This is a genomic window from Nonomuraea sp. NPDC049400 (genome assembly GCF_044466425.1).
In the GTDB taxonomy this organism is placed as follows: domain Bacteria; phylum Actinomycetota; class Actinomycetes; order Streptosporangiales; family Streptosporangiaceae; genus Nonomuraea.
The window spans coordinates 238621-253914 of sequence record NZ_JBITMP010000007.1; the positions used below are offsets into that span (position 1 = coordinate 238621).

Consider the following 15294-nt stretch of genomic DNA (forward strand, 5'->3'; position numbering starts at 1 on the left):
AGGCCGGCCAAAACAGATCATGTAAGGTGAGCGCGGCATATCCCCCCAACGGCCTGGAGCCCGCCGTGCCGCAGCTGTCTCGTCGCCAGGTTCTCTCTCTGCTCCCCGCCGCCGGTCTGCTCGCCGCAGCCTCCCCCTCGCGTGCCGCGGCGGGGGTCGATCACGCGCGGCTGGTCGCCAACACCGTGGCGGTGTTGGCGGGGACCCCGGACGTCAACGCCCGGCCCGAGGTCGCCGGCAAGCTCGCGGCGATCGCCGGGACCGCCAGGCAGCGGCTGGCCGCCATGGACAAGGCGGGCGCCGGCGAGCTGTTCTCGGGTCTCAAGCTCGGCACCGACGACGTCAACCTGCGACTGGCCTTCCAGTACCTGTACGAGATCGCGCTCGCGACCCGCACGCCGGGCGGCGAGCTCGACGGTGACGCCGCCGCCCAACGGCGGGTCGTGGACGGTCTGGTGTGGCTGCACGAGCGCTACTACGGTGACCAGGCCACGGGCTACTACGGCAACTGGCACAACTGGGAGATCGGCATCCCCACCCACGCGAGCAGGACGCTGGCCCTGCTGGCCGAACGGGTGCGGGCGGAACGACCCGACCTGACGGCGGCGTACATCGCCTCGATGGACGCCTTCCTGCGCAACGGCAAGGACGGCGACGTCGACCTCGACTCGCGCTTCCACACCGGGGCGAACCTGGCCGACATCACCGCCAACCGGATCCTGCAGGGCGCGCTCGCCGGCGACGACGCCCGCGTCGGCAAGGCCATCTCCGACCAGGCCACCGTTTTCGCCACGATCGACCCCTACAACCTCCAGCACGGGAACACCGACGGCTACTACCGCGACGGCTCCTTCATCCAGCACCACTCGGTCGCCTACACGGGCTCGTACGGGAAGGGCCTGCTCACCCGAGTCGTACAGACCCTCAAGACGCTCGAGGGCGCGACGAGCGGCGGCACCTCCGAGGACCTGGCCGGCGTGGTGTACCGCTGGGTCGCCGACGGCTTCGCCCCGCTGATCTTCGAGGGGTGGATGATGGAGATCGTCAAGGGGCGGGCGGTCTCGCGCACCACCACCGGCTACGCCGACGTCGGCGTGGTCGTGGAGGCCATCACCGACCTGGCCGGCCACGTCGCGGGCGCCGAGGCTCTCGCCCTGAAGAAGTACGTCAAGTTCCTGCCCGCCGCTGACACGGCCGCCTTCGTCTCCCCGGTCAGCATCGCCCGCTACGCGGCCATCCGCGCCGACTCCGCCGTCCCTGCGGCCGACCTGAACCCGCCCGCGCGCTGCGTCGCGTTCAACGCCATGGACAGGACCGTCCACCGGCGCCCCGGCTACGCCTTCGCCCTGGCGCGCAGCTCCGACCGGATCAGCAAGTACGAGTACATGAGCGGCGAGAACCTCATGCCCTGGTTCCAGGGCGACGGCGCGTACTACCTCTACCTCGCGGGCGAGGACCAGCGCGAGGTCTTCGGCGTCGACTACTACACCGCCGTCTCGCCGTACCGGCTGGCCGGGATCACCGCGCCGGTGGCGGCGCGGCGGACGGTGCCCGAGCTGTACGGCCGCCTCTGGTACGAGAACCCGGGACACCCGCTCAACTTCACCTCCTCCTCGCAGTCCCAGAACACCTACGTGTACTTCCCCCGCGCCGGGAACTCCTTCTCCGGCGGCGCGACGCTCGGCGCGTACGGCGCGGCCGGCATGGTCCAGTCCGACGACGCCGCCTACACCGCCAAGCAGGCGGGCATCCTGCCCGACGACTTCGTCGCATACCAGAACGCCCGCTCGACCAAGTCCTGGTTCATGCTCGACGACGAGATCGTGGTGCTGGCCGCGGGCGTCTCCGGACAGGGCGGCCGCGACGCGGTGACCACCGTGGACAGCCGCATCGCCGCCCCCGGCGACACGGTCGCGCTCACCGGCGAGGGCTGGAGCGGCGGGGCCTGGCAGGCGGGCGACACCAGGCCGCCGCGCTGGCTGCGCTACGCCAACGACACCCGCCGTACCGCGATCGGCTACGTCTTCCTCACCCGGCAACCCGTCGCGGCCGGGCTGGAGACGGTGACCCGCAGCCGCAGGGTCGTGCGCACGTCCAACCCCGACACCAGCGTGACCAAGAACGTCTTCACCGCATCGATCGCCCACCCCGCCGCCGGCGACGTCCCCGCCCTCGCCTACGCCCTGGTCCCGAACGCGACCGAGACCCGTCTGCGCGGCTACGCGGACGGCCCGCTGACCGTCCTGGCCAACGACCGGCACGTACAGGCGATCAAGCACAAGACCCTCGGGATCGTCGCCGCCAACGTCTTCAGCGACGGCCCGCGCCACGCCGAACGCCTGCTCATTGACGGCCCCGCCTCGGTCATCGTCCAGCACGGCGAGCGCACGGTCGTCGCCCTGTCCGACCCCACGATGAAACGCGACCGCGTCTCCGTCGTGCTGCTCGGCACGTCTCTCCGCCTCGGCGCGGCCGACGAGGGGGTGACGGTACGGCGCGTGCCGGGCGGCACCCTGGTCCAGGCGACGACCCGCCACGCCCACGGCCGCACCTTCACCGCCACCCTGCGCTGAACCGGCCGGCTCGGGGTGGCTCAGCCCTTCCCGGTCGAGGAGGTCCCGTCTTGGGCGAGGCTGCCGCAGGTGAAGCCCTTCTCGCGTTCCGGGTCGAGCTGGATGCCGCTGAGGTTGGTGGTCTCCATGGGCCGGCGGAAGGTCTCTTCCTTGTCGCAGTCGTAGAAGACGTAGGTGCCGTCGCTCTCGCCGAGCAGCATCATCCAGCGGCCGTCGTAGAGAGGTTTGTCATCCTCGGCGTTCTTGACGATCGCCCACTGGTCCTGGAAGCCGACATAACCGAGCAGCTCGTTGGCCTGCCCGGTCAGCTGGACGTCGACCGCGCCCTTGATCATCGCCAGGATCAGCAGGAAGCCCAGGCCGACGCCGGTGAGGCCGCCGACCAGGATCTTCATCCCGGCGCGGCCGACCGGTTTGCGGCGCAGCAGCCGGAACGGGACCAGGAACGTCAGGATGCCCAGCCCCACGGCGACGACGACCATGATGGCGAGGTCGAGGTTGCCGAAAAGGTTGAACAGTCCCCAGTAGGTCGCGCCGGACCACAGTGCGGCGATCAGGGCGGAGATCCAGGGCCGCCGCCGGACGGCCTGGATCAGCCTGCTGAGCGCGCCGCGGGTCAGCTTGTCGGCCATCCAGCAGAATCCGATGATGAGGCCGAGCGTCGGAATGCCGATCAGCAGCATCAGGACCAGGGTGCCCATGAGCCGGCCGAAAAGGACGGACTGGTCTATGCCCGCCTGTTGCGGGCTGATGCCGAAGACGCCGTACATCTCCTCGACGCCGAGGTAGAGCACCGCGTAGAGCGCCACGCCGATCGGGACGATGACGGACCCGATGCGCTCGAGCAGTCCGAGAACGCCGCCATCGCTCTCTTCTTCCGAGGAAGTGGCGCTTTCGGAAGTCCGGGCGTCGCTCTCGGGGTGCCCGGGTATATAGGCAGGATCTATCGGGATCTCGTGTGTGGACATGGCGCACCAAGGTAGGACCAGTGCGCCGACAGATCATTGACGAAAGCTAAACGCCCCTCCTCCTGCCGTGGTCGCTTTCGGGCGGTTCGCCCGTACAATCCCCATCGGGGGTGGGCGATGGCGACGCGTTCCAGGGGCACCACCGTTTTACTCGCCGTCGCGGCGGCAGGGATTTGGCTGCTGGTCGTCGACGTTCTCGGGACCGGTCAGGGTCCCATCTGGCGGCACGGCTCGATCTGGATGCTCGGCGCGCTGGTCGGCGTCTCCTTCCTCACGGCCGGGATCGTGGCGTGGCGGGAGCACCCGCGTAACCGGGTCGGCCCGCTCATGGTGGCGCTCGGAGTCGCCTGGATCCCCCAGCAGCTGCTGTTCCTGCCTGGAAACCCGCTGTGGGCGGTGGCGTTGTGCGGCATGTGGGCGGGGGTCGCCTGCCACCTTTTCCTCGCCTTCCCCACCGGCAGGCTGCGCCTGGTTTCCTACCGGGTGGTGACCGGCCTGGCGTACGTCGCGGCCTTCGTACTGACCTCGGCCCAGGCCGGCACACACCTTCGCCTGCCCGCGCCGCTCCTGCACTTCGCCGTCGCCCTCGACGAATCCTCCTGGCAGGTGACCGTCCTCATCTGCGGCGTGGTGCTCGCCATCACGGTCAAACGCTGGCGCCAGGCGAGCGTGGCGGCGCGCCGTGCGGTCGCGCCGGTCACCGGCGCCTCGGTGGTCGCCACGCTCACCTTCGCCGGGAACCGCATGGCCGGCCTCTTCGGCCCGAACCCGCTGGAGGTCCTGCTCACGCTCGTCATGCTGGGAGCTTTCGTGGCGGTTCCGCTGGCGTACCTGGCCGGACTCATGCGGAGCCGGATGGACCACGGCCGCGTGGCCGACCTCGTGGTACGCCTGAGCAGGCGCGAGCAGCCGGACACGCTGCGCGACGAGCTGGCCGCCACCTTGCGGGACCCAGGGCTGGCCGTGGGCTACTGGACGGCGAACCAGGACCGATACGTGGACGCCGACGGCCGCCCGGTCGACCTGGACCCGGGGCCTGGCAGGGTCGTCACCCGTGTCGACCAGGGCGAGGCGCCGCTCGCCGTACTCGTGCATGACGCCGCACTCCTCGAGCAGCCGCTGCTCGTCGAGGCCGCGTGCGCCGCCGCGGCGCTCGCCCTGGAGAACGAGCGGCTCACGGCGGACCTGCGGGCCCGGCTGCGGCAGCTCGCGGCCTCGCGGCGGCGGATGTTGCAGTGGGGCGAGGCCGAGCGCCGCAAGATCGAACGCGACCTGCACGACGGCGTGCAGCAGCGGCTGCTGTCGGTGGCGATGACGCTCGGGCTGGCCGAGGCCGGCAGCGATCCCGCGCGGACCGTACCGCTGATCGGCGAGGCCAAGACGGCGGTGCTGGCCGCGCTGGACGACCTGCGCGCGGTCGGCCACGGCATCCACCCGCCGGTGCTGACCGAGCGTGGCCTGTCGGGCGCGGTCAAGGAGCTGGCCGTGGTCGCCCCCATGGCCGTCACCTGCAACCTGGCACTCGACGAGCCGCTGCCGCAGTCCGTGGAGAGCGCGGCCTACTACATCGTCAACGAGGCCCTGGCCAACGTGACCAAGCATGCCTCCGCGTCGAAGGCGTGGGTACGGCTCGCCCGCGAGGGTGGCCGCCTCGTGGTCGAGGTGGGCGACGACGGCGTGGGCGGGGCCGATCTCGCGCGCGGCTCGGGGCTCGCCGGGCTCGCCGACCGCGCCGAGGCCAACGGCGGCAAACTCATGATCGACAGCCCACCGGGGAAGGGAACCGTGCTGAAGGTGGTCCTGCCGTGCGCGTAGCGATCTGCGAGGACTCCACGTTGTTCCGCGAGGGCCTGGCCCGGCTGCTGGCCGAGTCCGGGTTCGAGGTGGCGGCGTCCGTCGACCACGCCGAGGACCTGCTCGCCCACGTGGCCAAGGACCCGCCCGATGTGGCCATGCTCGACATCCGGCTGCCGCCCACGCACACCGACGAGGGGCTGCGCGCCGCGGTTGAGCTGCGGGAACGGCATCCGCAGGTGGGGGTGCTGGTGTTGTCGCAGTACGTCCGGGTCAGCTACGCGGTCGAGCTGCTCGGCGGCCGCACCGAGGGCGTGGGCTACCTGCTGAAGGACCGGGTGTCGGACCTGGCGGAGTTCGCCGCGGCCATCCGCCGGGTGGGGTCGGGCGGGTCCGCGCTGGACCCGGTCGTCGTCGAGCAGCTCGTCGGCCGCCACCGGCAGCCCGGTGATCCGCTGCGCCTGCTCACCGAGCGAGAGCGCGCGGTGCTGCGGCTGATGGCCGAGGGGCGCACGAACATGGCGATCGCCGAGCGGCTGTCCATCGCCGAGCGCACCGTGGAGAAGCACTGCACGAGCATCTTCGCCAAGCTGGGCCTGGAGGCGAGCCCGCACGACCACCGGCGGGTGCTCGCGGTGCTGCGGTACCTGAACGCGTGACGGCGTACCTGAAGGCGTGAGGGGGTGCGGGTAACCGCACCTTTCAGGGGGTGCCAGCCGGGTTCCGCTTCCGGCGGCCGTCGCGAAGGATCGGACCGACGGGAAGGAGCGTGCCGATGGCGGCGGTGGATGCTGGGGTGCGGCGGTTGCTCGCGGACTCCGGGGAGGCGCGCACGTGGGTGAGCCCCCGGACAGACCTGGTCATGGCGTTGCTCGGCGTCTGGTTCGGTGTCGGGCTGATGATCGACGCCTGGGCGCACAGCAACCTGGCCGAGCTGGAGACGTTCTTCACGCCCTGGCACGCGGCGTTCTACTCGGGTTTCGCGGCGGTGTCGGGGTGGATCATCTGGCAGGTCTACCGCAACGTGCGCGCCGGGCGGAGCGGGCTGGCCGCGGTGCCGAACGGGTACCTCGCGGGGTTGCTCGCCATCCCGGGGTTCGCCGCGTTCGGGTTCGTCGACATGATGTGGCACGAGTTGCTGGGCATCGAGCAGACCATCGACATCCTGTTCAGCCCCTCCCACCTGGGGCTGATCGTGACGATGATGCTCATCATCACGACCCCGCTCCGCTCGGCCTGGAACGCCCCGGACATCGGGGACCGGCCCCGCCTGTCGCGGCTGCTGCCCGCGCTGGTGGGGCTCGGCTTCGGCGCCACGCTGGTGTCGCTGTTCCTGTCGTACGGCGACGCCATGCAGTGGAGCGCGGACGGCGTGGTCCGGGCCTTCTCCGACCTGGATGGCCAAGGCACCGACCGCCTGGCCGCATCGATGATCATCACGAACGTGGTGCTGCTCGCTCCGGTGCTGTTCCTCCTGCGGCGGTGGCGTCTGCCGTTCGGGAGCGTGACCGTGCTGTCCGTGGTGGGCGTCCTCATGCCGGGCGCGCAGACGGCCTTCCGCAACCTGCCGATCCTGCTGGCGTTCGTGGCCGCCGGGCTGGTGAGCGACCTGCTGATCCGGTGGCTGCGTCCCTCGCGGGAGCGCCGGGCCGCCTACTGGGCCTTCGCCGGCCTGTCGGCGTTCGCCACCTGGTCTTTGTACATCGCGGTCGCCTCCGTGGTCGCCGGGCAGCTGCCCGTCGTGCCCGAACTGTGGACCGGCGCCCCGGTCGTGGCCGGTCTCATCGGTCTCGCCCTCGGCGCCCTGTTCCTCCCGAACGCGGTGCCCGCGCAGGCAGACGAGTCCGGCGCCCGGCGGGCATGATCCGGCTTCTCTGCCTGGTCGGCCTGCTGGTGGTGGCGCTGGCGTCGCCCGCGGCGGCGCACGACGTCAAGGCGGGGGCGGACCTGCGGATCGCGCAGACGATCGCGGGCGCCGAGCTGACCCTTGTGATCAAGGCCACGACCCGGGTGCCGGGACCGCTGCGCGTCGAGGTGCTCGGGTTCCCGTCCGCCCCGGCGCTGGACCTGCGGCTCCGGTCGGTGACCGACGGGCGGGTCGTGCAGGGCACGGCGGCGCCGGGTCGCCCCGCCCAGCTGCGGGTGGAGGAGACCGGGCCGCACGAGCTGACCGTCGGCTCCGGGGGCGAGAGCGCGGTGATCCCGTTCCGGGTCCTGGTGGACCGCGGGTCCGGGTGGGAGTTCCTGATCTACGGTGGCCTGTTCGTGGCCGGCCTGCTCCTGGTGGGCGGCCTGCTCACCGGGGCGTTCAACCGGCGCGGCCGGTCGGCGTTCGTGGTGACCGCGGTCGCCGCCACGGGGGTCGCGGTGGCCGCATTGATCGTGATCCTCGAACCCTGGCTGCCCGCCCGGTCGCCCGACGGCGCCGAGCCCCGTCCCACGGACTCGGCGATCGGCCGGCCGTATGTGCAGGGGGCGGTCACCACCGTCCCCGCCCGCCCGGCTGCGGGCGAGGAGTTCGTGGCGCGGGTGGAACTGTTCGACGGGGCCACCGGGCGACCGGTCGACGACCTCACCGTCCACCACGAGGCCATGGCTCACGTGGTGGTCACCAGCGAGGACGGCCGCTACTTCCGCCACGTCCATCCGCTGCGCACCGCGCCCGGCCGCCTGGAGGTACGGCTGCGCGCCGACCGCCCCGGTCGCTATCTCACCCATGTCGAGCTCGAACGCACCGACTCCGGCGGCCAGCTCCTCACCGGCGCTTTCACGGTCACCGGCCCGGCGGAGCCCACGGCCTCGTCCGACCCGGCGAAGTCCACGGCCTCGTCCGACCCGGCGGAGCCCACCGCCTCGGCCGAGCCGGCGACCAAGGACGCCGCCGCCGGGCCGGTCACGGTGACGCCCGCCGTGCCGCAGGCGGGGCGGCCGGCCACCGTCGAGGTGGCCACGAGCGGGACGCCGCGGCCGTGGCTCGGGATGGCGGGCCACCTCATCGTGCGCGCCGAGCACGGCGAGTTCCTCGGCCACGTCCACGAGATGGGAACACCCGGCAGCCGGTTGCGCTTCACGTTCAGCTTCCCCGCGCCGGGCCGCTACTTCGCCTGGGCGCAGTACGCCACCGACCGCGGCATCACCACCGTGCCCTTCACCGTGGAGGTACCCCGATGACGCGGATCAAGAGCATGAGGCGCCTGCTGGTGCTCGCCGGGCTCGTGGCGGTCGTGGTGGCCGCGTTCGTGGTCGCCCGCACCTCGGGCGTGGACCCGGTGACCACGACGGGAACCCGCTACGCCGTCACCGTCACCGCCGAGCGGAACACGATCGACGTACGGCTGGACAGAGGCGAGGCCGACACGGTCACCATCGCCGCCGCGATGACCACCATGGGCCACGCGATCCCCGAGGTCACCGCGAGGAAGACCGCCCCCGGCCACTTCGTCGCCGAGGGCGAGCTGTTCTTCATGACCGGCGTATGGGAGCTGTCCATCCGCCTGGCCGGCCCGTCCGGCGAGGAGACCCTCATGCTCAACACCCTCATCACCGGCTGACAACCAGCACACGAGCCTCGATATACATCCCGTATACGCCGGACGGAACCGCCCACTCCGACACTTTCGGTAGGGTCGCCGCAGGACTCGCCCACGGCTGGGGGAGACAGCCGGGGACACCGAGGTCAGGAGTGCCGAACCATGCCGCTTTTCGGGCGGGAGGCCGAGCTGAGGGCCCTGGCCGAGCTCATCGACCACCCCGGAGAGCGCAGCGGCGTTCTCATCCGGGGAGAGGCCGGCATCGGGAAGTCCGCGCTCGTCGCGGAGGCCGTCTCTGCGGCGTCGGCGGCGGGCCTGCGCGTGCTGACGATGACCGGCGTGGAGGCCGAGCGGAACCTCGCCTGCGCCGGGTTGCACCAGCTGCTGTACCCGGTCCTGGCAGGCGTGGACGCGCTGCCGGCCCCGCAGCGTGACGCCCTGCGCTGCGCGCTGGGCCTCGCCGGCGGGGCCGAACCCAGCGCCTACCTCGTCGGCCTGGCCACGCTCACCCTGCTGGCCGAAACGGCCGCCGCCCGGCCGTTGCTGGTCGTCGCCGAGGACGTGCACTGGCTCGACCGCGCCAGCGCGGACGTCCTCGCCTTCGTGGCGCGCCGGATCGAGTCCGAGCCGATCGTCATGGTCGCGACGCTCCGTGAGGGCGAGCGCTCGCACGTGCAGGACGCCGGGCTGTCCCCGATGCCCGTCGACCGCCTCTCCGACGAGGTCGCCGCCGAGCTTCTGGACTCGATCGCCCCCCGCATCCCCTCGGCGGTGCGGGCGTGGTTGCTGGAGGAGGCCGCCGGGAACCCACTGGCGCTGACCGAGCTGCCGGCGGCCGTGGGTGACCACGGCGGGCCTGGCCCCGTGCCGCCATTGAGCGATCGCCTCGGCGGGCTGGGTCCGGTGCTGTCGCTGAGCGAGCGGCTTGAGCGCGCGTTCACCGCCCGGGTCGCCGCTCTGCCGGCGCCGGCCCGCACCGCGCTGCTGGTCGCGGCGCTCAACCAGAGCGATTCGATCTCCGAAACGCTCGCGGCCACGGGCCTCATCCTGGGTTCGGCGGCCGAGCTGGAGATCCTCGCACCGGCCGTCGAGGCCCGGTTGATCGAGCTCGGCATCGGCACGGTGAGGTTCCGCCATCCCCTGATGCGTTCGGCCATCCCGGCGGCTTCCGCGCCCGCCGAGCGCCGGCAGGCTCACCTGGCGCTCGCCGAGACGCTGCACGACCAGCCGGACCGGCGGGCGTGGCACCGGGCCGCCGCGACGTCAGGAGCCGACGAGGGAGTGGCGGCCGAGCTGGACCGCACCGCCGACCGGGCCCGGCACCGAGGCGGGGTCGCCGCCGCGCTCGCGGCGTTGGAGCAGGCGGCCCGGCTGAGCGAGGGGCAGGGCCGGAAGGCGCTCAGGTTGCTGAGAGCGGCCGAGCTCGCCGTCGAGGCCGGCAGCCGCGACACGGCCGAGCGTCTGGTCCGCGAGGCACAGGGCCTCGGACTCTCGCCGCGCCGGCGTGCCACCGCCGCCCAGTTGCTCAGCGGCTTCGAGGACGGTGTGCGCGAGGACCTCTCCCGCGTGCCGGAGCTGGCCGGGCTGGCCGCTTCGGTCGCCGCCGACGGGCACGTCGAGCCGGCTGTCCGGATCCTGTGGGGTGCCGCCATGCGCTGCTTCTGGTCCGAGCCGGGCCCGGCCGCCCGCCGTTCGCTGATGGACGTGGCCGACCGGCTGCCCGTTCCCGCCGGCGATCCGCGCATGGTCGCGGTCGCCGCGTACGCCGCGCCGTTCGAGCGGGGCGACACCGTGTTCGACAGGCTGCGCGAGCTGGCCGCTGTGGCCGGTGCGGAGCCGGAGGTCGATCGCTACCTGGGCAGCGCGTCGCTGCAGGTGGGGGCGTTCGACCTGGCCGCCCGCTTCGCCGCGGCGGCCGCGCCCGGCCTGCGCGCCCAGGGCCGGCTCGGCCTGCTGCCCCGGGCGCTGGCCGTTCAGTCATGGAGTCAGGCCCGGCTCGGTGACCTGGCCGCGGCCGCGCCGGCCGCGGCGGAGGCCGCCATGTTCGCCCAGGAGACCGGCCAGCCGTTCATGTACGGGCTGGCCACGGCCGTCCAGGCCGAGATCGCCGCGCTGAGAGGCGACCACGGGCAGGCCAGAACGCTCGCCGACGAGGCCGAACGGGTGGCGCTCCCCGCCGGCGCCCGGCCCGTCCTGGTCACCGTCCAGCTCACGCGCGGGCTCGCGGCCTTGAGCGAGGGGCGCTACGACGACGCGTTCGCCGCCCTGAGCAGGATTCTCGATCCCGCGGACCCCGCCTACCAGCTGGCCATCCGCGCTTACTGCCTCGCGGAGCTCACCGAGGCCGCCGTACGTGCCGGGCGGAGCGACTCCATGCGGGACATCCTGCATGAGCTGGAGCCGCTGGCCGCGTCGACGCCGTCACCGGCGCTGCACATCGGGTTGCGCTACGCGCGTGCCGTGCTCGCCCCGAACGAGGAGGCGGAAAAGCTGTTCACGGCCGCGCTGCGGGCTGACCTGACCGGGTGGCCGGCCGAACGCGGACGCCTCCATCTGGCGTTCGGCGAGTGGTTGCGGCGGCAGCGCCGCGCCGCGGAGTCCCGGACGCACCTGCGTACGGCCAGGGAGACCTTCGACGCGCTCGGCATGGCCGCATGGGGCGAGCGCGCACGACGGGAGCTGCGCGGCGCGGGGGAGTCGAGCCCGAACCGGGACCCGGACGCGCGGGACAAGCTCACCCCGCACGAGCTGAACATCGCGCAGCTGGCCGCCGAGGGGCTGACGAACCGGGAGATCGGACAACGGCTGTACCTTTCGCACCGGACCGTCGGCACCCACCTGCACCGGATCTTCCCCAAGCTGGGGGTGAGCTCCCGGGCCGAGCTCGCGCGGATGCTCAAGGCTCTGGAGTGAAGGCCGGGGAGTGACTCAGACGAGTGAGGCGTCGGCCGCCGTCCTGATCCGGGCGTACATCCTCCGCAGGCCGGGGCCGGGCTCCAGGCCCAGATCGTCGTCCAGCAACCGGGCGATCCGGCGGTAGGCCGACAGAGCCTCCCCGCGGCGGCCGTCGCGGTCGAAGGCCCACATGAGCAGTTCCCACAACCGCTCGCGATAAGGCTCCGCCGCCGTCGCGAGCGTCAGTTCGGCGATCGCCTCGCCACAGTCGCCCTGCTCGATGTCGAGCGCCCAGCGCTCCTCCATGGCCGACGCGCGCAGCTGTTCGAGCCAGGCGCGGCGGCCCTCGAAGTAGGCTCCGCTCAACCCGTCGAGCGCCCGCCCCCGCCACAGCGCCAGCGCGCCACGCAGCAGCCGGGAGGCCTCCGCGATCTCCCCTTGCTCGCGGGCCTGCCGGGCGGCGGCGGTGGTCTGGCGGAACACCGTCACGTCGAGCGCACCAGGGTCGACGACCAGCTGGTAGCCGCGGCCCGCCGACCTGATCTCCGCTTCGGTGCCCAGCCCGGCCGCACCGCCGTCGGCCAGCACTCGGCGCAGGCGGGAGACGTAGCCGCGGGTGCTCACGACGGCGCTGCGCGGCGCCTCTCGATCCCACAACGCGCTCACGATCTCGTCGAGCGTGACCTGACGCCCCTCGCTCAGGAGCAGCAGGGCGAGCACTCCCCGCTGCTGCGGGGACCCCACTTCCAGCTCGTCCCCGCCGCTCCAGACCCTGATCGGACCCAGCAGCCCGAAGCTCACACCGCCCATCGGGTTCCCCCACCCTCTTGCGATAGCGCCATCCGCCGCCCATGCCCCGAAGCCGTGCCCGGGCGTCTCTGACCGACCTTACTGACGCTGCGTCGGGACTTTTGCCGCATCCCCGACCTTGTCGGCGAACTGTACGTTTCCCGTAACACCGGCCGTGCCGGCCGGGAATGACGTACACGTACAGCGTCATGTGACGCTCGCGAGGGCGGTCCGGGCGAATCTACATTCTTCGCGTGTCCTGCAGGTTCACCGTTCTCGGGCCGCCCGGCCTCGATTGCGGTGACACGCGCCTGGATCTCGGCTCGCCCCAGCAACAAGCCGTCCTGATGCTGCTGCTGGCCAACAGCGGCCGCTTCGTACGGGTCGGTGAGCTGATCGACGGCCTGTGGGGCGAGCAGGCGCCGGCCACCGGCGAAGCCGTCATCAGGACCTACATCTCCCGCATCCGGCGGCTGCTGTCCCAGCACGGACTGGGCTCGGCGATCAGCTCCCAGTCCAGGGGCTACATGCTCGACCCTGCGCTGTTCGCGGTGGACGCCACCGAGTTCGCCGAGCTGCTCGAAACCGCGCGGCTGGAGCGCGCGAGCGGGGACGTCTCGGTGGCCGCGAAGCTCCTGGAGCAGGCGCTCGGCCTCTGGACAGGCACGGCGCTGGCCGGGGTCCCGGGCGAGGCCGCCGAACGGGAGCGGTTCCGGCTGGAACGCCTGAGGCTGATCGCCACCCAGGAACTGCTGCAACTCCGCCTCGAGCGGGGGGAGCACGCCGAGGTGGTGGCCGAGGTCCCGCTGCTCATCCAGCTCAACCGGCTCGAAGAGCCGTTGTACGAGATCTACCTCCTCGCCCTGTACCGCAGCGGCAGGCGGGCAGAGGCGCTCGAGGTCTACCGGATGGTCTACGACCTGCTGGGCAAGGAGCTCGGCATCAGTCCGGGGCCGCGGCTGCGGGCGATCCACGACAGGATCCTCCGGGCCGACGCAGACCCCGGCGACGAGCTCGCCCCCGCCGCGCGCTTTCCAGCGGCGCCGGCGGCTTCGCCCGAGCCGGTAGCAGGTACGAAGCCGGAGCGGCCGCTCGATCGGCAGTTCGTCGGGAGGGCCGCGGACCGTGCCGCCTTCCAGGACCTGCTGAAGAAGAGCGGTGAAGGCCTTGATCTGCTCTTCGTCCGCGGACCCGCCGGCATCGGCAAGTCGACGCTGCTGCGAAAGTTCGCCGACGACGCCGTTGCCGAGGGCCGGCAGGTCTGGCACCTCCACGGCTCAGCGACCGAAGGAGCGCGCGAACGCCTCGGACGATTCGCGGAGGAGCTCTCCAGCGTTTCCGGCCCGGTGCTGCTCATCGACTCCTTCGAGGAACTGGGCGACCTCGAACCGTGGTTGCGCGACGAATACCTCCGGCAGCTGCCCGGCGACGCGATCATCGTGGTGGCGGGCCGGACCGGTCCGAGTGCCGCCTGGCTCACCGATCCGGCCTGGTCCGGCACGATCGTGATCCGCCACCTCGAAGCCCTCACCGTCACGGAGTCCACCGCGCTGGTCGAGGCCCGCGGCGTCGATCCCGGCCTCCGGAGCTCCATCGTGGACTTCGCCGCCGGCCACCCCTTCGCCCTGTCGCTCGCCGCCGAGGTCGGCAGGAGCATGTCGGCCACGGGACAACCGTCGCGGCGTGCCGCCGTCAGGTACGTGGTCGACAACGTGCTCGCGCTCCTGGCCGGCCGCGTGCCGACGGACATGCACCGGTGGGCGCTGCAGGTGTGCGCGCACGCCCGCCACACCACCGAAGACCTCCTCAGGGCGGTGGTGGCGGGCGACCGGGCGGCGGAGCTGTTCGACTGGCTCAGGACCCGGCCCTTCGTCGAGACGGCCGGCCATGGCCTGGAGATCAACGGCGTGCTACGTGAAGCCCTCGACCACGACCTGCGGTGGCGGGACCCCGTCGGCTACGAGCGGATGCACCGGCGGATTCGCCGTTACGTCATGGACGAGCTCCTGCGCGACGCCCGCGACCCGTACGCCTGCGTGGCGGTCATGCGGACGATCAGCCATCTGCGCCGGCGCGGCGGGGTCGTGAGCCGGTACGTCTCGAGGGCGGGCGAGGCGGATGTGCGGGTATCTGGGGTGACCCCCGCCGACCACGACGAACTCGTCACCATGGCGCGCGAGACCCACGGCGAGCTCACGGCCGCGTCCGTCCGGTTCTGGCTGGGCCGTCAGCCAGGGGCGTTCTCCCTGCTCCGGTGCCGCGAGAGCAACCGTGTGCGTGCTTTCATGAGCTGGCTGACCCTGCGGACACCGGAACGGGAAGAACTGGAGGCCGACCCCGTCGTGGGGGACATCTGGCACGACGTGAGCCGGCGGACGGCGCTGCCCCCCGACGCGCACATCGCGATCGCCCGGCACCTGATCTGCCCGCACTCCGAGTCCACGCCGTCTCCTATCACGGACGTGTTCCAGGCGCGGATGATGCGCGGCTGGCTGCACGAACCGGGGTTGGCGGCCTCGTACCTGGTCGTCGCGGACGGGCAGTGGTGGCGGCCGTTGATGGAGTATCTGGGCCAGTACGAGCTGGAACGCGGCCACGCGGACCATCCGTACACGATCTTCGGCCACGACTGGCTGGCCGACCCGCCGCAGGAGTGGCGAGACCACCAGCTGGACGAGGAGCTGCGGGCGGAGCCGTGCCTGAACCTGTTCCGCCGAGAATGAAGATCCAACAAAACGGGCATAC

General features: G+C 72.2%; 10 protein-coding genes. 8 read left to right on the forward strand and 2 right to left on the reverse strand.

The features are described from left to right. The first annotated feature begins 26 nt into the window (after nucleotides 1–26). Nucleotides 27–2573, forward strand: a complete 2547-nt coding sequence (locus tag ACIBVN_RS12995; RefSeq protein WP_397135740.1) for a polysaccharide lyase family 8 super-sandwich domain-containing protein — start codon at nucleotides 27–29, stop codon at nucleotides 2571–2573. Nucleotides 2574–2593: 20 nt separating this feature from the next. Here ACIBVN_RS12995 and ACIBVN_RS13000 read toward each other — a convergent pair whose 3' ends face one another. Beyond that, nucleotides 2594–3541 carry a hypothetical protein gene (locus ACIBVN_RS13000; protein WP_397135742.1) on the reverse strand — a complete coding sequence of 316 codons (948 nt, stop codon included), beginning with the start codon at nucleotides 3539–3541 and terminating at the stop codon, nucleotides 2594–2596. 117 nt (nucleotides 3542–3658) lie between these two features. On the opposite strand from ACIBVN_RS13000, the gene ACIBVN_RS13005 reads away from it, so the two are divergent. From ACIBVN_RS13005 to ACIBVN_RS13030, 6 genes are all read left to right on the forward strand, one after another. Further along, nucleotides 3659–5356: a sensor histidine kinase gene (locus ACIBVN_RS13005; protein WP_397135744.1), complete on the forward strand. Its 1698-nt coding sequence runs from the start codon at nucleotides 3659–3661 to the stop codon at nucleotides 5354–5356. Next, nucleotides 5347–5994: a response regulator gene (locus tag ACIBVN_RS13010; RefSeq protein WP_397135746.1), complete on the forward strand. Its 648-nt coding sequence runs from the start codon at nucleotides 5347–5349 to the stop codon at nucleotides 5992–5994. Before ACIBVN_RS13005 ends, ACIBVN_RS13010 begins: the two co-directional genes overlap by 10 nt. 116 nt (nucleotides 5995–6110) lie before the next feature. After that, nucleotides 6111–7199, forward strand: coding sequence for a hypothetical protein (locus tag ACIBVN_RS13015; protein WP_397135748.1), 1089 nt, complete (start codon nucleotides 6111–6113; stop codon nucleotides 7197–7199). Beyond that, on the forward strand, nucleotides 7196–8506 hold the full coding sequence (locus ACIBVN_RS13020) for a hypothetical protein (protein ID WP_397135750.1): 1311 nt from the start codon (nucleotides 7196–7198) through the stop codon (nucleotides 8504–8506). Before ACIBVN_RS13015 ends, ACIBVN_RS13020 begins: the two co-directional genes overlap by 4 nt. Next, nucleotides 8503–8886, forward strand: a complete 384-nt coding sequence (locus ACIBVN_RS13025) for a hypothetical protein (protein WP_397135752.1) — start codon at nucleotides 8503–8505, stop codon at nucleotides 8884–8886. The genes ACIBVN_RS13020 and ACIBVN_RS13025 overlap by 4 nt, the downstream gene beginning before the upstream one ends. A 141-nt stretch (nucleotides 8887–9027) precedes the next feature. Further along, nucleotides 9028–11778, forward strand: a complete 2751-nt coding sequence (locus ACIBVN_RS13030; RefSeq protein WP_397135754.1) for an ATP-binding protein — start codon at nucleotides 9028–9030, stop codon at nucleotides 11776–11778. A 15-nt stretch (nucleotides 11779–11793) separates the two neighbouring features. On the opposite strand, the gene ACIBVN_RS13035 is transcribed toward ACIBVN_RS13030, so the two are convergent. Continuing rightward, nucleotides 11794–12570, reverse strand: a complete 777-nt coding sequence (locus ACIBVN_RS13035; protein ID WP_397135756.1) for a BTAD domain-containing putative transcriptional regulator — start codon at nucleotides 12568–12570, stop codon at nucleotides 11794–11796. A 233-nt stretch (nucleotides 12571–12803) separates the two neighbouring features. On the opposite strand from ACIBVN_RS13035, the gene ACIBVN_RS13040 reads away from it, so the two are divergent. Continuing rightward, nucleotides 12804–15272 carry a BTAD domain-containing putative transcriptional regulator gene (locus ACIBVN_RS13040; protein WP_397135758.1) on the forward strand — a complete coding sequence of 823 codons (2469 nt, stop codon included), beginning with the start codon at nucleotides 12804–12806 and terminating at the stop codon, nucleotides 15270–15272. Nucleotides 15273–15294 lie beyond the last annotated feature (22 nt).

Bases quoted from the DNA above. Each gene is read 5' to 3' on its own strand.
- ACIBVN_RS13020 (WP_397135750.1), top strand. From the start codon at position 7,196: ATGATCCGGCTTCTCTGCCTGGTCGGCCTGCTGGTGGTGGCGCTGGCG.
- ACIBVN_RS13005 (WP_397135744.1), top strand. From the start codon at position 3,659: ATGGCGACGCGTTCCAGGGGCACCACCGTTTTACTCGCCGTCGCGGCG.
- ACIBVN_RS13015 (WP_397135748.1), top strand. From the start codon at position 6,111: ATGGCGGCGGTGGATGCTGGGGTGCGGCGGTTGCTCGCGGACTCCGGG.
- ACIBVN_RS13030 (WP_397135754.1), top strand. From the start codon at position 9,028: ATGCCGCTTTTCGGGCGGGAGGCCGAGCTGAGGGCCCTGGCCGAGCTC.
- ACIBVN_RS13025 (WP_397135752.1), top strand. From the start codon at position 8,503: ATGACGCGGATCAAGAGCATGAGGCGCCTGCTGGTGCTCGCCGGGCTC.
- ACIBVN_RS13035 (WP_397135756.1), bottom strand. From the start codon at position 12,570: ATGGGCGGTGTGAGCTTCGGGCTGCTGGGTCCGATCAGGGTCTGGAGC.
- ACIBVN_RS13000 (WP_397135742.1), bottom strand. From the start codon at position 3,541: ATGTCCACACACGAGATCCCGATAGATCCTGCCTATATACCCGGGCAC.